Genomic DNA, 21167 nt, shown 5'->3' with positions numbered 1-21167 from the left:
GTAAAAACACGATGAGCCGCAAGGCGAAATTCGAAGGATATGCATACGATGTCGCAAAACGATCGAACTCAACTGATTCCCGATCCGCAGCAGCCGAGCAGGCACACCGGCGGCGTTCAATCGCCGCGTCCTATCGCGCCGAGCCGCGGTCAGCAGCGAGGTGCGGCAAACGTTTCCCAACATCCGAACAAGCAGCATCAGCAGCGCCAGACAAATGGCAATGCGCCCAAGCAGCCCCCCACGCACGCTCGAGGCGATCGCGGCCCCGCACGCAAACCCGCCGAGAACAATAAGTCGGGCAAAAAGACGACGCTCTTTGTCGTTCTGGGTCTTATCGTCATTGTCTATATCGTAGGCGTCGTAGCGTTTTCGCAGGTAGCCTACCCCAACACCACTATCGCCGGCGTCGATGTCTCGTTCTCCAACGCTTCGTCTGCCGCCACCAAGGTCAACTCGGCTTGGAAGCACTATAAGCTCACCGTGACAGGCGATGACTTTAGCTGGACCTATCAGCCCGAGTCCGATGAGCCCATTGTCGACGGCGAAGCTGCCGCAAAAGAGATTATCAGCCGCAACGAAGCCATTGTATGGCCGGTTCGCCTTGTAGAATCCTTAAGCGGCAAGACCAAAACAACCGCTAGCTCCAACGAAGTCGATCTTGATCAAGACGTCGACCTGTCCATGCTCTCCGACACCTTTGACCAAAAGCAGTTTGAGAAGGATCTGGGCGCCGCCATCGACGAGTTTAACGAGGGGCGTTCGGGCGCGTTCGAGGCCAATAGCTCCTATGACGAGCAGGCCGGCAAGTTTACCGTCGAGAAGGCGCGCTCCAACGAAAAACTCAACCGCGAGCATGTCATTAAGTATGCCGAGCTCGAGCTTGCCTCGCTGGCCGAGACCTTAGATCTTTCCAAGCTCGGCAACGATGCCTATGAGCCGCTCAATGGAACGCTGACCGATGATCAGATTCAGTCTGCATGCGATGCCGCCAACAACTTCTTGGGCGTCAACGTGACCCTCAAGCTCAACGGCGAGGATGCCGGCAAGGTTGATGGCAGCTCCGTGTTGCAGTGGATCAGCTTTGCCGATCCGGCCAACCCCACGCTCGATACGTCGCAGATCAGCAGCTGGGCAGCCGAGCTCGCCAACGGCTTTAATACCGTGGGCTCCACTCGCTGGTGGACGCGCGCCGATGGCAAGCAGTGCGCCGTCGAAGGCGGCGACTTTGGTTGGTCAATCGACAGCAGCTCGCTCGCCAAGCAGGTCGAGGACGCCATCAACAACAAGCAGACCGGCGAAATCGAGATCAAGTACTCCCAGAAGGCCGACACATTTACCGCCAAGGGCGAGCCCGACTGGAAGGCCTATATCGACGTCGACCTGTCCGAGCAGCATGCGCGCTACTACGACGAGAGCGGCAACATCGTGTGGGAGGCCAACTTTATTTCTGGCAAACCGGGCGAAGACGCCACCACCGAGGGCGTATGGCAGATCAACAGCAACGATGGCGCCAGCAAACTCATCGGTGCCAAGGACCCCGAGACCGGCAAGCCCAAATACGAGAGCCCGGTAAGCTACTGGATGCCGTTCGAGGGCAATATGGTCGGATTCCACGACGCCACCTGGCAAAACGATTCGAGTTTCGATAACGCCGAATCGTACAAGTGGTGCGGTAGCCACGGTTGTATCAACCTGCGTCTGGCCGATGCCAAGTCGCTCCACGAGCGCATCAAAGTCGGCCTCTGCGTGGTCGTGCACTCGTAACGCAGCTAACGTCTACAACAAGTAAACAGCACGGCGACAAAACTTACAGTACCGTCATCCGCAACTTCTATACGCCCGCCTATCGCGACGGGCGTATATACTTATCAGAGCCATATCGATAAAGGAGACGCTATGTCCAAGGTCCCCACGATCAATCCGGGTCCTGACGATTCCGATCGCATGCCCCAAGATGCCACCGAGACCCTGCCGATTATCAGCGCTGCAGACACCAAGCAGCCCCAAACGAGTCTCGACGATTCGACCGATATCTCCGATGAAGAAGCCTATGCAAAGCTCAAGGCAAAGCGTGCCGAACGTCGACGCAAAAAGCTGATTCGACGCGGCATTGCCGCCGGCATCGTGGGTGTCATCGCGCTCATTGCAATTGTCGCAACCCTAGTTATCAATGCGCAGCCGCAGGGCGCTAGCGGGCCTGTGACCGACATGGTGACCGAGGGCACGTTTACCACAACGGTCGAGGCGAAAGGCCAGCTCAAACCCATTTCGTCCTCAGTGGTCTCCCCTTCTGTCGACGGCACGGTCGATTCGATCAACGTGCAGGCAGGCCAATCCGTCAACGAGGGCGACGTGCTCATGACCATTAAAAACGACGAGCTCGATCGCAACGTTGCCGAGGCGCAGCGTGCAGTAGCAGCCGCTCAGGAAGACCTCGCCAACGCGCAGAAAGCCGCAGCTGCCGCGCAGGCCACCCCAACGACGGACGTCGATGGAGCTTCCGCAGCGGCTGGCATCTCCGCCGCATCAGCGGACACGAACGCTGTATCGGCCGCGCAGCGCAGCCTCGCATCGGCCCAGGCAAACCTCGATCAGGCGAACGCCAAGGCCGCCAGCCGTACGGTCACGGCCCCGAGCTCGGGCAGCATCGTGGAGCTCAACGCCAAGGTCGGCGCCACGGTAACAGGCGGAATGATCATGGGCGAAAGCGATACGAGCGGCGGCAAGCAGTGCATGCAGATCGCCGACCTGTCCAAGATGAAGGTGACGGTTCAGGTGGGCGAAAAGGATATCGCCAAAATTGCCGTGGGCCAAAGCGCCAACGTGACCTATCCCGCGTTTCCCGATATCGTGAGCCAGGGCACCGTCACGGCTATCGCCTCGGTGGCAAACTCTGACTCCGGCTCCGGTAGCGGCGGCAGCGTGACCTTTAACGTCGACATCCTCATCGAAGCACCCGACAGTCGCCTTAAGCCGGGTATGACTGCCGAGGTCTCGGTAGTGACCGAGAAGCTCGACGACGTGGTTATGGTGCCGACCATGGCGCTGATGACCGAAGATGGCGAGCACTATTACGTCAATCTGGCCACCGATTCGGAAGGCAAGAAGACGCGCCGCGTGAAGGTGACCGTCGTGACGCAAAACGACAACGAAGCCGTAGTCGGCAAGACACAGATCAAGCGCGACGACCAGGGCAACGAAATCAATCCTGGCGTGCCCACAACCAAACTGCGCGACGGTGACACCCTCGTCATGGACACCGGAGCGGGCGCAACGGCTGACGGCGGCTACAGCGCGGATTCGGGCAGTATGTCTGCCGACGAGGGTATGTAATGCGTCCCGTCATCGACATCCGCAACGTGCACCGCATTTTTGAGAGCGAAGCGGGTTGCGCCCACATCTTGCACAACGTGAGCCTAGCGGTAGATCCCGGCGAGTTCGTCGCCATTACCGGCCCCTCGGGCTCGGGCAAGTCGACGCTCATGAACATCCTAGGCTGCCTGGATAAGCCGACGGCGGGCGACTACTACCTGCAAGGGCTCAACGTGGCCGAGCTTGACGATGACGAGCTCACCGAAGTTCGCGCCCTGAGCATTGGCTTTGTCTTTCAGAGCTTCAACCTGCTGCCGCGCCTGTCGGTTATCGAAAACGTCATGCTGCCGCTGGCCTACACCAACGTACCCCGTAGCCAGCGCGAAATGCGCGCCGTGCACGCGCTGCAGGCCGTCACGCTGCCCGTCGACCATTGGGACCACCGCATATCCGAGCTCTCGGGCGGCCAGATGCAGCGTGTCGCCATCGCACGCGCCCTCGTCAACGATCCGCCCATCATTTTGGCTGACGAGCCGACGGGAAACCTGGACTCCGCAACCGGAGCGCTTGTGATGGAGACCTTCCATAAGCTCCAGGAGCGTGGCAAAACCATCGTGCTTATCACACACGACCCCGGCATTGCCGCCGAGGCCGACCGTGCCATGACCATCCGCGACGGTCGTATACACGACGGCGCGTATATTCCACATACACCGCGGACCCTGCGCAGCGCCGTAGATAGCCTGCCCATGATTTCCGCCTCCGCCAACCCGCCGAAAGGAGTGGTGGCATGAGCGCCCGCGATCTCATCCAGGAAGCACTTCACTCGCTCGAGGCCAACAAGGGGCGCAGCCTGCTCACCATCCTGGGCATTGTCATCGGCATCGCATCGGTCATCGCCATGACTTCGCTCATCGGCGGCATACAAAACAGCCTGGTCAACAGCTTGGGGCTCAATGCAGCCCGCATGGTGCAGATCTATTCGTCCCAAGAACTCACGGAGTCGGATATCGAGAAGCTACAAAAACTGGTGCCGCAGATAGAGCAGATCGGCATTGTCGACAGCGCGTATACCGAGTACAAGTCTGGCGATAAAAGCTATACCGTCATGGCACAGGGTGTCGACAGCGACATGCTCGACGCCGTGGGTGCCAGCAAGCTCGTTGCAGGACGTGTCTATTCACAGGCAGAGTCTCAATCAGGCTCGCGCGTGGCGCTCATCAGCCGCGGCGGCGCCGATCAGCTTTACGGCAACGAACAGGACGCACTGGGGAAAACCATCAAGGTGTCCAACGGCGAGGTGCAGATTGTAGGCGTGATTGATGGCGGCAGCGACTCCATGGGCTCGCTCACGCTGTATATGCCACGCGAAACCATCTCCGGCCTGTTTGGCGACGAGAATCCTTCATTCCCCAGCGTGACGGCACTTGCCGCCGAGGGCACAGACATGGACGAGCTCTGCAAGACCATCGAGTCTAAGGTGCGCGCGATGAAGGGCATCTCGGAGGATGATGAGTACGACAGCGTATCGGCGACCTCCATGAAAAGCGCCATCGATGCACTCAACTCGTTTATGGGCGCCTTCTCGCTCATCATGGGCGCTGTCGCCAGTATCTCACTGCTTGTCGGCGGAATCGGCATTATGAATATGATGCTTACCAACGTGACTGAGCGCATCCGCGAGATCGGTATTCGCCGTGCCTTGGGCGCCAGTCGCCGCGATATCACCGCGCAGTTTTTGGCCGAGTCCTCGGCGCTGTGCGTCACCGGTGGCCTGCTGGGTGTCCTGATTGGCTATCTGCTGGCCTGGGGCCTCGCGATGTTTGCCGCAGGATCAGGGGTTCTCAACGAGCTCGGTGCCAGTGGGCAGATCACACCGAGCTTTTCAATCGCCACGGTGCTGCTGGCCTTCGGCGTCTCCGTCGGCATCGGCGTAATCTTTGGCTTCTACCCCGCTCGCCGCGCGGCAAAGCTCAACCCGGTGGAGTGCCTACGCTACCAGTAAGCCACCACCAGCTACCAGTAAGCCACCACCAACAAGTTGCGGTGAATTAGGGACTGAATATACTATCTAGCAGCAAAAACAGACACTATTTCACCGCAACTTATTGAAGGGCTGTTAGCGCCAGTTCTGGGCGTCGTCCTCGAGCTATTGATGGATGACGGGCTTGTACGGGTCGAGCTTGCTCGGGACGCTCCTCCTCGCGGGCGGGAGGGCGCGCAGGCGCGGCAAGCGCCTAGCGCGCGAACTCCCGTAAGAGCGCGTCTTCCACTTCCCGAAGCGAAAGGGCCCCGCCTCCCTCGGCGGGACGGGTGACCACGATGCAGCGCGCTCCCACGTCGCGCGCGGAGGCGAGCTTCTCGGCCGTGCCGCCTACGGTTCCCGAGTCCTTGGTCACAAGCCACTGGGCGCCCACCTGCCGAAGCATCGCCTCGTTGAGCTCGCGGGTGAAGGGCCCCTGCATGCCGATGACGTGCGACGGCGAAAACCCCGCGTCGATGCACTTCGTTATAGCACCGGGCAGCGGGAGCACACGCACGAAGAAGCGCTCCGCGAAATCGGCGACGCGCGTGTAGGGAGCAAGCTCCTTGCTCCCCGTCGTGAGAAGCGCGCGACCCGGGTTCTCGGAGAGAAAGCGCGCCGCGCAGGCGATCGACGCGACCGACACGATGCCTTTGGGCAGCGCCTCGACCGGGCGCGCAAGGCGCAGGCATCGTGCACCCGCGGCGAGCGAAGCGGCCCGGATGTTGCCGCTTGCGAGCGTAGCGAAGGGGTGCGTGGCGTCGACGACGATGCGCGCGCCGGAAAGCTCGCGCTCCATGTCGGCCTCGTCGAGCCTGCCCGCATGCACCTCGATGCCCGGAAGCTCGCCCAAAAGCTCGCCTCCGTACTCAGTTGCCGCGTAGGCACGAGCGGGGATGCCCACCCCGCTCGCCCATTCGCACAGAAGGCGGCCCTCGGTGGTCCCGGCGAAGATGCGCAGCGCCGTCACTTCGGGCCGCCTGTGCGCGTGATCTGGTAGAGTAGCGCGTTCATAATGGCGGCCGCCACGGTCGAGCCGCCCTTGCGACCCCTCGCGACGATGGCCGGCACGCGTCGCGCGAGTAGCTCCTCTTTCGCCTCGACCACGTTCACAAACCCGACCGGCACCCCAACGACGAGCGCGGGCGCGATCTTCCCCGCGTCCATGAGCTCGGCGAGGCGCAGAAGTGCTGTGGGAGCGTTGCCGACGGCCACGATGAGCGGACCCTCGATGCCGCAAGCTTTGTCCATGCTCGCAACGGCGCGAGTCGTGCCCGCGGCGCGCGCAGCCGCGGCGACATCAGGGTCGGCCATGTAGCACACGGCCTTGCAGCCGAGCTTCGCGAGCGCGGGCTTGCTAATGCCTGCGAGCGCCATGTTCGTGTCGGTGAGCACCGTGGCCCCTGCGCGCAGTGCGTCGAGCGCACAGTGCGCGGCGTCATGGGTGAACACGAGGGAATCGGCGTACGAGAAGTCGGCAGTGGTGTGGATGACGCGCTTCACGACGGGCTCTTCGAGCGGCAGGAACGTGCGGCCGCTGAGCTCTTCGGTGATAATCTCGAAGCTGCGCCGCTCGATGTCGCCGGGCGCCATCTCCTTGGAATCCAACTAGTACTCCACTCCTTCCCTTGCACATATCCCCTGCTCGTAGGGATGTTTCTCGCACCGCATCTCGGTTATGTAGTCGGCCTTCTCCACGATCTTGCGGGAAGGCGCGCGCCCGGTGAGCGCTACTTCGACGCCGCGCGCGGACATATCGAGCGCGCGGTCCACGAGCGCCTCGTCGACAAGCCCCTTCGAAAGCGCGTCGAGCGCCTCGTCGAGCACGAGCAGTCCCTCTTGCGCGCCCTCGAGCTCGGCGAGCGCGGAAGCGAGGTTCCCATCGTGCAGCTCGCACGTCGCGGCAAGTTCTTCCGACGTCATCGACCAGGTAAACTTGTCCGACGCCTTCCCCGCGAACACGGGCACGCCGAAATGCTCAGCGAGCAGGCGCACCTCCCCGCTTTCGCCGTCTTTCAGGAACTGCACGACGACGACGCGGCGGCCTGCGGCGATCATGCGAAGGGCGAGGCCCATCGCCGCCGTGGTCTTGCCTTTGCCGTCGCCATGATACACGTGGATCATACGCCCTCCTCGATAATGCGGTAGACATACTCCATGTCGAGCGCCCCGCGCACGACGTCGGCCAGGCGGTCGAACTCGCGCGCACGGTGATCGGCCGCGGACGCCGCGCCCGCAGCACCCACGACGTTCTCGGGCAGGCCGCGCATGCGCGCGAGTGAGCGCGCGAGGGCGAGCGCCACCCCCGGTTCGTCGAACAGGCCGTGGAGATAGGTTCCGAACACGTTTCCGCAGGCCGCGCCTTCTGGTTTGCCGCCAATTGTGCCCGCAGGGGCGCAGGAGACGGTCGTTTCGCCGTCGTGAATCTCGTACCCGCGCGCCGTCATGCCGTTCCACGCCGAGAACGCGCCTTGGGCGCCCGTGATGCGCAGCTCCGACTGGGCGAGGCGCTTTTCCTCCTTGAACACCGTACTTGCAGGGATGAGCCCGAGCCCGCGCGCGGTGCCAGCGCCTTCCCTGCCGTGCGGGTCGGAAAGCTCGTCTCCCAAAAGCTGGTAGCCTCCGCATATGCCGAGCACCGGCGTGCCCGCGCCCGAAAGCGCGCGTACACAGGCTCCGATGCCGCTAGCCGCAAGCCAGCGCGCGTCGTCGAGCGTAGTTTTCGAGCCGGGAAGCACCACCAGGTCGGGTCGGCCCAGATCGGTCGTCGAGGAAACGTAGCGCACGCCCACGCCGGGCACGCGCGAAAGCGGGTCGAAGTCGGTGAAGTTCGACAAATGCGGAAGGCGCACGACGGCGACGTCGATGACGCCGCGCGCCTCGCGGGCAGATAGGCGCGGCGCGAGCGAGTCCTCGTCGTCCAGGTCGAGCGTAAGATACGGCACGACCCCCACGACGGGAACCCCGCACATCTTCTCGAGCGGGGCCAAACCCGGGCGCAGGATTTCCACATCGCCGCGGAACTTGTTCACCACAAGCCCCCGCAAAAGCGCGCGGTCCTCGGGCGCAAGGAGCGCGACCGTGCCGTAGAGCTGGGCAAACACCCCGCCTGGGTCGATGTCGCCCGCGAGCAGCACGGGGGAGGACACGGCGCGCGCGAGCCCCATGTTGACGATGTCGTTTTCGGAAAGGTTGATTTCGGCGGGGCTGCCGGCGCCCTCGATGACGATGACGTCGTTTTCCTCCGCGAGCGAATCGAACGCCTCCAAAATCTGCGGCATGAGCGCCTTCTTTCGCGCGAAGTAGTCCCTCGCAGCGAAGGCTCCCTGCGCCTTGCCGGCCACGATGAGCTGGCTTCGGTGGCCGCTTTCGGGCTTGAGCAGGATGGGGTTCATGCGCACGTCGGGCGCGATGCCGCACGCCTCGGCCTGCATGATCTGGGCGCGCCCCATCTCGAGCCCGTCGGCCGTGACACCGCTGTTGAGCGCCATGTTCTGGCTCTTGAAGGGAGTCACGCGCAGGCCGTCCTGCGAAAGCACACGGCACAGCCCCGCCGCAAGCAGGCTCTTCCCCGCGTTCGACATGGTGCCCTGGATCATGATGGGCTTCGCCCTACCCACGGGTATCGACCTCCTTCGCCGAGCCTCGGCCATCCGCGCCCGCCATAGCGCCGCTGCAAGAAGCACCGCCCCGTTCGTCGGGTTGGCCTTCGTCCGATGCACCTTCCGCCCGAAGTGCGCGGCTGAACGCCATCGCAAGCCGGGCATTCTCCTTGCGCGTGCGCACCGCGACGCGGCACCAGAAACGGGACAGTACCGAAAACGAGTCGCACGTGCGGACCAAAACCCCCTGTTTATACAGGCGCTCGGGGATGTCTTTCGCCGGCGTGCGGACTAAAAGGAAGTTCGCATCCGATGGCACGACGGAAAGCCCGAGCGAGGAGAGCTCGTGGGAAAGCCACGCTCGCTCACCCGCCAATACATCGCGCGTGCGCGAGACGTATTCAACGTCTTCCAGGGCGGCGATGCCCGCGGCCTCGGCGACCGAGGAGACGGGCCACGCCTGCCCCGCCCGGCGAATCCCCTCGATGAGTTGGGCGTTTCCGCTGATCAGATATCCCAGCCGCAAGCCCGCCATTCCGTAGAGCTTGGTGAACGCGGAGAGCACGGCCACATGGCGCGAACACGCGGCGCGTGCGGCCACGCTCCTTTCGCGGGCGTCGAGCGCAAATCCGAGGAAGCACTCGTCCACGACGAGCAGCGCGCCCACCTGCTCGCAGCGGCAAGCCGCGGCATCGATCACGCTGGGGTCGACGAGACGCCCCGTCGGGTTGTTCGGATTGCAGAGGTACGCCACGTCTCCCGGCCCCTCGATCGCGCGGGCGAAGGAGGCGGGCACGTCGAAGTCGTCCGCTTCGGAGAGCGGGAACTCCTGCACGCATGCGCCGTAGTACGATGCCGCCTCCGCATATTCAGAGAACGTCGGCGCGCACACGACGATGCGTTTCGGGCGCACCGCCGCGGCGAGCCGCCAGATGATGTCGGACGCGCCCGCGCCGCAGACGATAGTATCTTCGGGAATGCCCTGGGCGCGCGCTAGGGCGCGAACGAGGGCGAGGCTTTCCCTATCGGGGTAGGCGTCGATTCGAGAAAGCGCCTTGCAAGCTGCGGCGACGGCGCGCGGCGAGGGGCCTGCCGGATTCACGTTCACCGAGAAGTCAATGAGGTCGGAGGCGCCCCCTTTGCAAGCGATGCCGAGCGATTGCGTGCTACCCCCATGCGCACGGGCACGCAGGATTCCCCCGGCAGCCCGGGGCGCGACGTGGTCTTCCCTCATGCCATCGCCCCCACGGCGAGCACGACCGCCGCGCGCGCAGCACCGAAGACGACAAGCGCGCATACGGACGCGGCGAGCATGAGCCTTGTCGCCCGGGCGATGTCGCCCCACTCGATTTCGCGGGACGCGTCGCCTATCGTCGGTTTCTCAACGAGCTTGCCGAAATACACCGCGGGTCCTGCCAGGCGCAGCCCGAGCGCGCCCGCGCACGCCGACTCGGTCTGCGCCGCGTTCGGGCTCGCATGGCGACGCCTGTCGCGGCGCCAGATGCGCGCCGCCCCGCGCGCGTCGAGCCCGACGATCGGGCACACGGCGATCATGAGCAGGGCCGATAAGCGCGCGGGAATCCAGTTCGCCGCATCGTCGAGGCGCGCCGAGGCGCAGCCGAAGTCGATGTAGCGCTCGTTTTTGTAGCCCACCATGCTGTCGAGCGTATTCACCGCCTTGTACGCCATGCCCAAGGGCGCACCCCCGATCATAAGGTAGAAAAGCGGCGCGATGACGCCGTCGCTCGCGTTCTCCGCCACCGTTTCCACGGCGGCACGTGCGACGCCGTGCTCGTCGAGAACAGACGTGTCGCGTCCCACGATGAGCCCGACGGCTTCGCGCGCCGCGACAAGGCCGCCCTTCGAGAACGCGCGGGCCACGGCCAGGCTCTGGCGGCGCAGCTCGCATGTCGCGAGAATCTGATAGCTCGCCCATGCCTCGGCAACGAAGCGCAAGCCGGAGTGAACCATGCCGCAAAGATACAGGATGCCCCAGGTCAAAAGCCCACACGCAAGCGGAAGCGCCACGGCGAGCACAAGACCTGCGGCGCGCGTGCCCGCGGACGTTTGCGGGAATGCGCCCCGCAGGCGGCCTTCGGCCCACGTGATCGCGCGCCCCATGGCGACGACGGGATGGGGAAGCCAGCGCGGGTCGCCGAAGGCAAGGTCGGCCGCGAACCCGGCGGCGACGGCAAGAATCGTCATCACCGGGCATCGCCCCCCGAAGCGGGACGAACGTCGCGAAGGCAGCGCCCATCCCAGGTGGCGGCCCATGCGCCGCCCGGCTCGGTATGCACGTCGAAGTATCCAATTTTCGGGACAGCTAACTCGGAGAGCAGCGCTTTCACGGTACCCGCGTGAACGACGAAGACGGCGCGCCCACTCCCCTGGGCACGCTCCGATTTGCACGCCTCCCGAAACGCCGCGACGACGCGGCGGGTGAAATCGCTCTTGCCCTCGCCATGCGGGCAGCGCGTCTCGCACCAGGAGTCTACCCAGGCGCGGTAGCGCGCATCCTCTTTAAGCTCGGCGGCGCTTCGTCCCTCGAAGTCGCCGAAATCCATCTCGCGCAGACCGGGGCACGCCATAAGCTCCGCGTTCGGGAAGAGGATGCGCGCCGTCTGGTCGGTGCGGGCCATGCCGCTCGTGATAACACGGAACACGTCACGATCGCACGCGAGGTCGCGCAAAGCGCGCTCGCCCGCGCTCGACAGGGGCTCGTCGGTGCCCGCCCCGCTGTAGCGATGGTCTTCCGTGCCCGCCGTGGCACCATGGCGCACGAAGACGACTTCCAAAGGCGCGCCCGCGCCCTGCGTCCCTCGAGGCGCATCATCAAGATTTCCCTTGATGACCTGGGGAATCCCGCACGTCATGCGCACGACGACGTCGGCGCGCGCAGCGAGCGCGCATCCCAGGCGCCCCGCGCGCTCGCGCCATTGGGCGTCTTCCGCACGCATAGGGACGACCCCCGAGCCGACCAAGGACAGAATCACTACGTCGAAGCCGATCAGCCGCTCGAGCGCCCGGTCAGCGTCGAGCGCGCGTACGAGTTCCTCAGCACAGTAAGCGACACGGCCGGCAAAAGCCGCGGGCACGCCGCCCTCCGCAAACTGCGCCGCGTCGACGAAATCGTCCGCCGCGAACCCGAGCTTTTCGCGCACGAAGGTCCTCTTCCCCGAATGCGCGCCACCTACCACGAGCATCATAGGAGCATGCCCCCCGCCACCAGCATGGCAAGCATCGCGAGCTCGGCCCATTGCAGAAACCATCCGGCCAAATCCCCCGTCACCCCGCCGAAGCGGGACAGGGCAACATGGCGGTACCACGCGAGCGCCAAAAGCCCCGCCACCGCCATAAGGGCGCCGACGGCCTGAGCGCACGCGACCATCCCTGCAGCCGAAGCCGCAGCGAAAGCGCAAAGCGGCACGACGATCGCCGCGCGCTTCTTAGCAGGCGAGAGCCCCGCGGCCATGCCGTCCGCACGCGCGGCAGGCCAGCATTCAACGGCGAGCCCCGAAAGCGAGCGGGAGAACACGAGCGAGCACAGAAGCGCGAGGAACGCCCCCGCCGTAAGCGGCAGCGCGGTGAACAGGGAAAACTGCAGAATAAGGTACACAACAACACCGATGACCCCGAAGGCGCCCGCCCGCGGGTCGTGCATGATCTCGAGCTTTCGCTCGCGCGGGGCCCAACTTGCAAGCGCATCGGAGGTGTCGCAGAGCCCGTCTAGGTGGATGCCTCCCGTCACCGCCACAGGCAGCGCCACGAGCACGGCCGCGACGATGGTCGCGGGCACGCCGAGCAGGTTCGCAACGTGTCCCCACGCCGTCATGAGGAACCCTTCCGCAAGGCCCACCAGGGGAAACGCGGCAAGCGCATGGGTTGACCCGAAATCGGTCCAGGCCGATTTCGGGACGGGGATGCGCGAGAACGTTCCGAACGCCGCGCCGATTGCCTCTGCTATCTTCACCTTGTAGGTCCTTCACCTTTCATCCACACGGGAATCCCGCATACCACCTCGACTGCGCGGTCGGCCAGCGCCGCCACGCCCGCGTTCACGCGCGCGAGCGCGCGCCTCCATGCCTCGGTCCCCTCATCGTAGCGCATCTCATCGGCGAACACGTCGACGGTGACCACCACCGTATACGCAGCGGCCTGAGCGAGCCGTTCGATGCCTCCGAGCACCTCGCGCGCCACAGCGTCAGGGTCACGCGGGGACAAGCCGCCTTCCGCGAAAAGCTCGTTCGCAACCAGGTTGCCCACGTCTTCCAAAAGAAGCGTGCAGCCGCGCGGAAGCTCGGGCACTGCGGTGCCCACGTCACGCGTGCGCTCGAGGGTGGAAAACCCCTTGCCCTCGCGCAGCGCCCGATGGCGCGCGATGCGGCGGGTGCCCTCTTCCCCGAAGGGCTCCATCGTTGCCAGGTACACGCGGGGGCCGTCGTGCCCGAGGCACAGAGACTCGGCGTAGGCGCTCTTGCCGCTCGCGGCGGCGCCGATAACGAGCGTCACCGTCATTTCACGGCCTCGAAATGCTCGTAAGCAGCCATGCCAGTCGCCGTGAACGTCTTCCCATCCCGGTATACGCGCAGCGCCGAATCCAGAAGGGGCAGATACGCCATGGCGCCCGCGCCCTCGCCCAAGTGCATGCCTGCGTCGAGGGGTGCCTTTATGCCGAGCTCGAGAAGGAGCTCCTGGCTTGCGGGTTCGCTTGATGCGTGGGTGCCCACGAGGTAGCCCAAGGCGTTGGGGCACAGGCGCGCCGCGCACAGAGCCGCCGTGCAGGATATGACCCCGTCGAGGAGCGCCGGCGCCTTCGAGGCCGCGGCCCCCAGGTAGAAGCCGCACATCGCCGCGATGTCGAAGCCGCCCACCTTCGAGAGCACGTCGATCGGGTCGGCGGGATCGGGCGAGTTCGCGTCGATAGCGCGCTCGACCACGTCGCGCTTGCGCGCGAGCGAGGCGTCCGAGAGCCCCGCGCCGCGCCCGACGAGGCTCCGCGCGTCCGCCCGGATGAGCACTGCGGCCACCGCCGCCGAGGTGGTCGTGTTGCCGATGCCCATCTCGCCCGCGGCGAGAAGGCGCACGCCGGCGCGGGCAAGCCCGCACGCGACGGCGATTCCGACCTCGATCGCGCGCACGGCCCCATCTCGAGACATAGCGGGGCCGTGCGCGATGTTGCCACTCCCCCGCCGCACGTTCGCGCGCACCATGCGCGCGTCTTCTATGCCCCGGGCCATACCCACGTCGACGGGCACGACCTCGGCACCCGCGAACGCCGCCATGCGGCAGGCGCTCGTGGCCCCCTCGCACATGTTGCGCGCGACGGCTCGCGTCACGTCTTGCCCGCTTTGCGACACGCCTTCGGCAACGATCCCGTTGTCGGAGAAGAATACCGCGAGCGCACGGGGAAACTCGGCCACCTCGGCGCTCCCCTGAGCTGCGGCGATACACGCGACGGCGTCTTCAAAGTCGCCCAATCCCCCCAAGGGGTGCGCGATGGAGTCCCACGCGGCGTACGCGGCGGCGCGGGCGCACTCGTCTGCGGGCTCGATCCGGGAGAGCGTGGCTTCGAGCACGGCGCCCGGCGCCGACGAGAACGCGCGCTCGACTTCCTCGCGGATGCAGGCAAGCGCGGTTTCGGTTGCTTCAGCCATGCCGTCTCCTCTCTGCAAACGACGCTGCGGCAGACGCGAACGCGCGCGCAACGTCGGGGTTCGCAGGATAGTACACATGCGGGAAGCCCGCAACCAGGGACGGGGTGGTCGACATGCACGGCCAGCCCTTGTCGCGCCGGGGCTTCTGCGCCCAGAAGTCGCCGCCCGGGCAGGTGGACTGCCAGTAGTGGAACTCGTGCGCGCGGATGCGTGTGCCGCGCGGCCCGTAGAGCCCGTCGCGTTGGGAAGTGAGCTCCACGTACCCGAAATGGGACAGCCTTCCCCCATTCTCGCTTGCGCCCTCAAGGGCGCCCGCAACAGGCCAGCGCCGCCCCTCGCTATCGGCGATTTCGCGCTGCAGGTACAGAAACCCACCGCATTCGGCGACCGTCGGCATGCCGGATTCCACCGCGCGCCGCACCGCCTCGCGCATCGGCGCGTTCTCGGAGAGCTGCCGTGCATGGAGCTCCGGGTAGCCGCCCCCCAGATAGAGGGCGCTTGTCCCCCGGGGCAACTCGCTATCACACAGGGGGCTGAAAAAGGCCAGCTCGCAACCCAGGTCCTCGAGCGCGCGCAGGTTCTCCTCGTAGTAGAACGAGAACGCCTCGTCACGCGCGACGGCGACGATGGGCCGCGCTCCCGCGATCGGCTCCAACCGGTAAGGTTCCTCGCGGATATCGGGTGCCGTCACCGCTATTTCGAGCAAGCGGTCGACGTCGACGCTCTTTTCCACCAGCTCGGCCATCTTGTCGATGCGCGCGGAGAGCTGCTCGACCTCGTCGGCGGTCACAAGCCCCAGATGCCGGCTTTCGAGCGAGAACGCCTCGTCGGCGGGGATATTCCCCAAAACCGCGACGCCCGTGTGCTTCTCGATCGCAGGCGCCGCGTAGGCGCAGGCAGCGGCGCTCGTCTTGTTCAGCACGACGCCGCGCACGTTCGCACAAGGCAGGAACTCGGCAATGCCGCGGATTACGGCGGCGAGCGATAAAGACGCCCCGCGCCCGTTCACCACTAAAACGACCGGCGTTTCCGTGTCGCGCGCAACCTGGTAGCTGCTTGCGTCGGCCACGCCGGGCGCCATGCCGTCGTAGAAGCCCATAACCCCCTCGAGCACCGCGACATCCGCGCCCGCGGCGCCGCGTGCGAGCAGGGCGCGCAGCGTCGGGGCGTCGGTGAAGAAGCCGTCTAAATTGCCCGAGCGCGCACCCACGACGCGGCGATGAAAGAGCGGGTCAATGTAGTCGGGTCCGCATTTGAAGGCCGCGCATGCAAGGCCGCGACGCGCGAGCGCGCGCAGGAGCGCGCACGTGACGACCGTCTTGCCGCTCCCGCTCGAGGGCGCAGCGACCATGAAGCGCGGGATGGACGTGCTCACTGGGCGCCGCCTTCCCCACCTGCGGCGTTGCAGTTAGCAAGCGAGACCACCTCAACGGATGGTTTCCCCTCGGCAGAGGGGTCCTCCCCGACAGGTGACTCAACAAGCGCCCCGACATCGGCAAGCTCCTCGGCATCCGCGCCCGCACCACGCGCGCTGACGAGGAACACGGGGTTTTGCGCCTTCATAAGATGGTGCGAGCCTACAGCCTCGGCGCGGGCGGCCGAAACCTGGCACGCCTCGAACTCCTTAAAGCGCGAACCCGAGAGGAGCGCGCACGCCTCGGTGAGCGTCTCAACGGTGACGCATGGCACGCACAGGCGAACCTGCGAGTTCTTCTCGAGCGCCGCCTCCACGATGGAGGGAAGCTCGCCCGCGCTCCCGCCGACGAACACGGCGTCGGGGACGGGCAGTTTCGCGAGCGCTTCGGGGGCGACACCGGGGACCGCATGCACGTTGCCGCACCCGAATGCATCCGCGTTCTCTCGGATGAGCCGCACGCCGGCCGCGTTGCGCTCGACCGCCCATACCGACCCCGCTCGCGCGACGAGCGCCGCCTCGATCGACACGCTCCCCGTGCCGGCGCCGACATCCCACACGGTGTCGGTCGCGGTAAGGCGCAGCTTCGCGAGCGCGACGGCGCGCACCTCCTGCTTGGTCATGGGAACGTCGCCGCGGATGAAGAGCTCGTCGGGAATGCCCGAGGAAGCGTACGGCCAGCGGGAGCTCGCGGCGCGGGATGCGCCCGCAGAGTCCGCCGCGAAAGAAGCCGCCGCGGGCGCAGACGCGCCGGCCGGCGCCTCGGAGGCTGCGCTAGAGCCCGCAGGCGACCCGGCGCAGCCTGCGAACTCGATAAGCATCACGTTCAAGTCGTCGAACGTCTGACCTGCGATTTCACTTGCGGTCGCGCAGGTGATGCGCTCGTCGGGGTACGACAGGCGCTCGGCCACCGTCACGCGCGCGTCCGCGAAGCCCGCCTGCACAAGCTCGCCCGAAAGCCGCGAGGGGTCTTCCCCGCCCGACGTGGCGAGGAAGAGCTCACCTGCGCGCTCGGCCTCGGCCACGATGTCGCACGCCACGCCGTGAGCGCTCGCGAAGCGCCAATCCTGCCATGGACGCGCGAGGCGCGCGGCGAGATACGACGCTGAGCTTATGCCGGGAATGACGCGCACGTCCACCCGCGCGTCGCCGGAGAGCGCCTCCACCAGGCGGCGCGCGCCGCTGAACAGCCCCACATCGCCCGTCATCACGACCACGGCGCGCTGCCACGACGCCGCATCAGTGAGCGCGGCGACGATGTCCGCCGTCTTCACGAGCTCGCATCTCACCACGTCGGGCGGCACGTCGATGCCGACAAGCGCGCGATGAGCGCCGATGACCACGTCGGCGATGTCGATCGCGTCGAGCGCCGCACGCGAGAGCAAGTCGGGGTTTCCGGGCCCCGCCCCGATGATCGTTACCTTTCGCATGGAATCTCCCGATACCCGCGCGGCGTGACCATACGGCCGCCTACGCGCTTCGTGTCCGCGTTGCCGACGAACACGGTGGTGAACATGTCGGCGTCGAACTCCCCCAGCTCGGAGAGCCTGCACATGCCCGACCGCTGCCCCTCGCGCCCGATGTTGCGTACCCAGCCGCAGAGCGTGTCGGGGGCCTTCCATTCGAGCATAATCTTCGCCGCGCGCGAGAGCCTGTCGGCGCGCTTTCTGCTGCGCGGGTTGTACAAACAGATGCAGAAGTCGGCGCTCGCCACGGCAGCGAGCCTGCGCTCGATGACCTCCCACGGCGTGAGCAGGTCGGAGAGCGACACGACCGCGAAGTCGTGGGCAAGCGGGGCGCCGAGCACCGCCGACCCGCTCTGAGCCGCGGTGGCCCCGGCGATAACTTCCACGTCTACATCGGGGTAGTCCTCCGCAAGCTCCAGCACGGGGCTCGCCATGCCGTACACGCCCGCGTCACCGCTGCACACGAGCGCCACGGCTTCTCCGCTCTGCGCGCGCGAAAGCGCCAGGCGGCACCGTTCGACCTCGTGCATCATCGGCGTCGCGAGATGCGCCGCGTCGGGCACGGCGGCGAGCGCGAGCTCCACGTATTTCGTGTACCCCACAACGATGTCGGCCGCCTCGAGCGCGCGCCGAGCCGCAATCGTCATGCCGTCGGGGCCGCCCGGGCCAATCCCCACCACGAAGAGCTTTCCCATCACCGCTCCTTAAACGAAAGTTCGATAGTTACCTTGGAAAACGCGACGGTCACGCCGCCGTGAGCGAGCTTCGGGAAGAAAAGTTTGCCCCCGCCCGCGAGCGCCGCGCGCTCGCACACGTTGTCGACCCCCACCGTCGCGCGCACGAAATCAGATGGCGAAACGCTGCCTTCGACCTGCGACAACTCCTCTGCGGAATACGTCGCGAGCGGGATACTGCGCGCGTGGCAGAAGGCGAGCAGACCCTCCTCGCGCGCCTTAACGTCGATCGTCGCCGCCTCGCGCACGGCCGAAGGCGAGATGCCCGCCTGCCCGCACGCGAGAAGAAACGCCTCCCCGATCGCTTCGGTGCACGCACCGCGACGGCACCCTATGCCCGCAACGATGCAGGGTAAGACAAGGTGAAGCGGCTCGGGCGCAGGCGCCTGCGCCCGCACGCCCGCCGGCTTCCCCGTCACACCGGCGGGCACGACCTCGCCCGTTGTCTCCGCCGCGCGAACGGACGCACCTGCATTCGCGCCAGCGAACGGCGACACGACGATATCGGCCCGAGCGCGGTCGGACGCAATGTCAACCCCCTCAGGCGGCTGTCCCGAAATCGGCATGTCGGAATAGAGCGCCACGCGCCCGCCCGAAAGCAGCCGCGCCGACACTCGCTTGATAGCCTCGGGATTCGAAACGGCGAGCCCAGCACAGCGCGCCCACGTATCCACCGCCCACACGCCGCGGACGTCGGTCGCCGTGGTGATGACGGGGATGGCCCCTGCCGCGCGTGCCACAGTTTGCGCAAGCTCGTTCGCACCGCCCAAATGCCCCGACAAAAGCGAGACGGCAAAGCGCCCCGCCTCGTCGATCACCACAACCGCGGAATCGTTTGCCTTCGAGGCGACATGCGGCGCGATCGCCCGCACGGCGATGCCCGCCGCGCCCACGAACAGAAGCGCGTCCGACGCTTCCCACGCGAGCGCCGTCCATGCGCGCAGGTCGGCCTTCCCCTCGCCGAACCCGCGCGAAACGGAAACGTTCCAGCCAGAGTCATCTTCACCTGTCTGCGCGCAATCGGAAAGCGCGCGTGCGGTGCGCTCCGCCAACGCATACCCCCTCTCAGTGAACGCTATGCAGGAAACCCTCATCTAGCGCACCACCATCGTCGAGAAGTAGCTGCCCCGATCGGGCACATCGTCGAGCGAGCGGTACACGCGCTCGCCCGGAAGCCCACAGTCCTCTACGAGCTCGGCACCGTCGAAGGCACCCTCCTCGCGAAGGATGCGCTTCGTGTCCGCAAGCGAGCGGCGCGCCTTCATGACCACCTTCGTCCCCGGCCAGCCGATTGCGCGGCGAACGTCATCGTAGCCGCCGGGCACGATGTGCAGAGGCGACGACATCTCGGGCGTGAGGTCGCGCTCGAGCGCCGCGGCGACCGCGCAGAAGCTCGGCACGCCGGGAATGGCGCGCGCCTCGAACCCGCGGGCGCGCACGTCGGGCGCTATGCGCTGGAAGGTGGCGTAGATGCTTGGGTCCCCCAGGTTCAGCAGCGCGACGTCGCGGGCCGCATCCAGGTGCGCGACAAGCTCGCGAACAAGCGAGGCATGCTCGGCCGCGCGGCGCTCGGCGTCGCGCGTCATCGAGAATCGCACGGGGATCACCGTCTTGCCTGTAAGGTCGACGGCGCCGCGCACAATGTCAAGCGCGACCATGACCCCGTCCGCCGTTTGCGGTGCGGCGATGACCGGACACGATTCGATTGTGCGGACGGCCTTGATCGTGAGCAGCTCGGGGTCGCCAGGCCCCGTGCCCACCCCGTACAGCACGCCTTTACTCATACGTCGCCCCCAATTCCCCGATAACAGCATCGGCGCCCGACGTGCGGAAAAGCTCGCGGCGCCCGGCGTCGAACACGACCGCGGCGATGTCGCATGCGCCCGCCGCGCGGCGGCGCAACCTGTCCTCGATTGCCGCAGCGAGCGAGGCGCGCACAGCATCCCCCACGCCGGCGGCCTCGATTACCTCAAGCGCCGTCGTGGTCGTGACCGACGACATGATCTCGTGCACGGTCTTCGCGCCCGCGCCGGCCAAGGCCGCGTGGGCGGCCAGAATCTCCGCGCGGCAGTCGGCGGTACGCGAATGGGTGTCCATGATGCCGCCCGCGACCTTCACTAGCTTGCCGATGTGTCCCACAAGAAGGACATTGGTAAATCCCTCGCGAACGCAGCAATCAATCGCATCGCCCACAAAGTTGGAGATGAAGACCACCGGCGCACCGTTTAGGTGGAAATGCCCCGAGATGAACTGCCCGCCGTAGTTGCCGGGCGTGAGCACGACTCCGCGCCGCCCCATAGCCGCATGCTGCCGGATCTCGAGCTCGATGCTGTCGCGCAAGGCAGCGAGGCTGCGCGGCTCGACGATGCCCGTCGTACCCAGGATGGAGATGCCGTCCTCTATCCCCAGGTGCGGGTTGAAGGTCTTTTCGGCAAGGGCAACACCCTCGGGTACCGAAATCGTCACAGCAATATTTCCAGAAAAGCCGTGCGCGGCGCACACCTCGCGCACCGCCGAAGTGATCATCGCGCGCGGCGTCGCGTTGATGGCGGCCGCCCCCACCGGCTGCTCAAGCCCGGGCAACGTCACGCGCCCCACGCCCACGCCGCCATCGACGGAAACTTCCGATTCGCGCGCGGGCACGCCCTTGCTGCCCGCAGCGCCCGTGCCCGGCCCCGCATGTTCCACGAGCGCGTACACGAGCACGCCGTCGGTCACATCGGCATCGTCGCCTGCGTCCTTTCGCACGGCGCACTGGGCGCACCCCTCGCCGATGCATACGTCGACCACGTCCGTCTCGACGGGCAGCCCGCCGGGGGTGACGATCGACACGCGGCCCACGGTCTTTCGTGACAAGAGCATCTCGCAGGCCGCCTTCGCCGCGAGAGCGGCGCAGCTCCCCGTGGTGTAGCCGCAGCGCAGGCGGGTCGTCCCGGTATATATGTAGTGCTCGAAGGCCACG

The 21167-nt window shown here is 66.1% G+C and carries 20 protein-coding genes; 4 read left to right on the top strand and 16 right to left on the bottom strand.

The window, feature by feature from the left end:
* The first annotated feature begins 48 nt into the window (after positions 1 to 48).
* The 4 genes from DW754_RS00580 to DW754_RS00565 all read left to right on the top strand — a co-directional run bounded on the left by DW754_RS00580 (position 49) and on the right by DW754_RS00565 (position 5317).
* Positions 49 to 1764, top strand: coding sequence for a L,D-transpeptidase (locus tag DW754_RS00580; RefSeq protein WP_158561592.1), 1716 nt, complete (start codon positions 49 to 51; stop codon positions 1762 to 1764).
* 132 nt (positions 1765 to 1896) lie between these two features.
* Positions 1897 to 3333: an efflux RND transporter periplasmic adaptor subunit gene (locus DW754_RS00575; protein WP_117758111.1), complete on the top strand. Its 1437-nt coding sequence runs from the start codon at positions 1897 to 1899 to the stop codon at positions 3331 to 3333.
* Positions 3333 to 4106 (top strand): ABC transporter ATP-binding protein, encoded by a 774-nt coding sequence (locus tag DW754_RS00570; protein WP_117637734.1) that lies wholly within the window; start codon positions 3333 to 3335, stop codon positions 4104 to 4106. The genes DW754_RS00575 and DW754_RS00570 overlap by 1 nt, the downstream gene beginning before the upstream one ends.
* Complete coding sequence (locus tag DW754_RS00565; RefSeq protein ID WP_117758112.1) at positions 4103 to 5317, top strand: ABC transporter permease; 1215 nt, start codon at positions 4103 to 4105, stop codon at positions 5315 to 5317. Before DW754_RS00570 ends, DW754_RS00565 begins: the two co-directional genes overlap by 4 nt.
* A 232-nt stretch (positions 5318 to 5549) precedes the next feature.
* Here the strand turns inward: DW754_RS00565 and cobK are convergent, their stop codons facing one another.
* From cobK to cbiD, 16 genes are read right to left on the bottom strand one after another with little or no spacing between them, the layout of a single operon-like run.
* Positions 5550 to 6305, bottom strand: coding sequence for a precorrin-6A reductase (cobK, locus tag DW754_RS00560; RefSeq protein WP_117758113.1), 756 nt, complete (start codon positions 6303 to 6305; stop codon positions 5550 to 5552).
* Positions 6302 to 6943 (bottom strand): precorrin-8X methylmutase, encoded by a 642-nt coding sequence (locus DW754_RS00555; RefSeq protein ID WP_117833454.1) that lies wholly within the window; start codon positions 6941 to 6943, stop codon positions 6302 to 6304. The genes cobK and DW754_RS00555 overlap by 4 nt, the downstream gene beginning before the upstream one ends.
* The gene (locus DW754_RS00550; protein WP_117833453.1) at positions 6944 to 7459 is read right to left on the bottom strand and encodes a cob(I)yrinic acid a,c-diamide adenosyltransferase; all 516 of its coding nucleotides are present in this window, start codon (positions 7457 to 7459) and stop codon (positions 6944 to 6946) included.
* Positions 7456 to 8955: a cobyric acid synthase gene (locus DW754_RS00545; RefSeq protein WP_233508821.1), complete on the bottom strand. Its 1500-nt coding sequence runs from the start codon at positions 8953 to 8955 to the stop codon at positions 7456 to 7458. The genes DW754_RS00550 and DW754_RS00545 overlap by 4 nt, the downstream gene beginning before the upstream one ends.
* The gene (locus tag DW754_RS00540) at positions 8948 to 10171 is read right to left on the bottom strand and encodes a histidinol-phosphate transaminase (protein ID WP_158561593.1); all 1224 of its coding nucleotides are present in this window, start codon (positions 10169 to 10171) and stop codon (positions 8948 to 8950) included. The genes DW754_RS00545 and DW754_RS00540 overlap by 8 nt, the downstream gene beginning before the upstream one ends.
* Entirely contained in the window at positions 10168 to 11142 is a 975-nt protein-coding gene (cbiB, locus tag DW754_RS00535) for an adenosylcobinamide-phosphate synthase CbiB (RefSeq protein WP_117758116.1), read from the bottom strand. Before cbiB ends, DW754_RS00540 begins: the two co-directional genes overlap by 4 nt.
* Positions 11142 to 12206 (bottom strand): histidine phosphatase family protein, encoded by a 1065-nt coding sequence (locus DW754_RS00530; RefSeq protein ID WP_233508820.1) that lies wholly within the window; start codon positions 12204 to 12206, stop codon positions 11142 to 11144. The genes cbiB and DW754_RS00530 overlap by 1 nt, the downstream gene beginning before the upstream one ends.
* Positions 12140 to 12907, bottom strand: a complete 768-nt coding sequence (gene cobS / locus DW754_RS00525; RefSeq protein WP_117758118.1) for an adenosylcobinamide-GDP ribazoletransferase — start codon at positions 12905 to 12907, stop codon at positions 12140 to 12142. The genes DW754_RS00530 and cobS overlap by 67 nt, the downstream gene beginning before the upstream one ends.
* Complete coding sequence (locus DW754_RS00520) at positions 12904 to 13452, bottom strand: bifunctional adenosylcobinamide kinase/adenosylcobinamide-phosphate guanylyltransferase (protein ID WP_117758119.1); 549 nt, start codon at positions 13450 to 13452, stop codon at positions 12904 to 12906. The genes cobS and DW754_RS00520 overlap by 4 nt, the downstream gene beginning before the upstream one ends.
* Positions 13449 to 14591 carry a nicotinate-nucleotide--dimethylbenzimidazole phosphoribosyltransferase gene (locus DW754_RS00515; protein ID WP_117758120.1) on the bottom strand — a complete coding sequence of 381 codons (1143 nt, stop codon included), beginning with the start codon at positions 14589 to 14591 and terminating at the stop codon, positions 13449 to 13451. The genes DW754_RS00520 and DW754_RS00515 overlap by 4 nt, the downstream gene beginning before the upstream one ends.
* A complete protein-coding gene (locus tag DW754_RS00510; protein ID WP_233508819.1) occupies positions 14584 to 15966 on the bottom strand; it encodes a cobyrinate a,c-diamide synthase in 1383 nt (460 codons plus the stop codon). Before DW754_RS00510 ends, DW754_RS00515 begins: the two co-directional genes overlap by 8 nt.
* Complete coding sequence (gene cbiE / locus DW754_RS00505) at positions 15963 to 17435, bottom strand: precorrin-6y C5,15-methyltransferase (decarboxylating) subunit CbiE (RefSeq protein ID WP_117833452.1); 1473 nt, start codon at positions 17433 to 17435, stop codon at positions 15963 to 15965. Before cbiE ends, DW754_RS00510 begins: the two co-directional genes overlap by 4 nt.
* Positions 17423 to 18166, bottom strand: a complete 744-nt coding sequence (gene cobJ, locus DW754_RS00500) for a precorrin-3B C(17)-methyltransferase (RefSeq protein WP_117758122.1) — start codon at positions 18164 to 18166, stop codon at positions 17423 to 17425. Before cobJ ends, cbiE begins: the two co-directional genes overlap by 13 nt.
* Positions 18166 to 19299, bottom strand: a complete 1134-nt coding sequence (locus DW754_RS00495; RefSeq protein ID WP_117758123.1) for a cobalt-precorrin 5A hydrolase — start codon at positions 19297 to 19299, stop codon at positions 18166 to 18168. The genes cobJ and DW754_RS00495 overlap by 1 nt, the downstream gene beginning before the upstream one ends.
* Entirely contained in the window at positions 19300 to 19989 is a 690-nt protein-coding gene (cobI, locus tag DW754_RS00490) for a precorrin-2 C(20)-methyltransferase (protein WP_117758124.1), read from the bottom strand. It abuts the gene before it with no gap.
* Complete coding sequence (gene cbiD, locus DW754_RS00485; protein ID WP_233508818.1) at positions 19982 to 21166, bottom strand: cobalt-precorrin-5B (C(1))-methyltransferase CbiD; 1185 nt, start codon at positions 21164 to 21166, stop codon at positions 19982 to 19984. The genes cobI and cbiD overlap by 8 nt, the downstream gene beginning before the upstream one ends.
* Position 21167: the final 1 nt, after the last annotated feature.

The sequence above is a fragment of the Collinsella sp. AM29-10AC genome (assembly GCF_003469085.1).
Classification (GTDB): Bacteria; Actinomycetota; Coriobacteriia; order Coriobacteriales; family Coriobacteriaceae; genus Collinsella.
The sequence above is the reverse complement of the archived record's forward strand: the minus strand, read 5'-3'. Positions and strand labels throughout refer to the sequence as shown.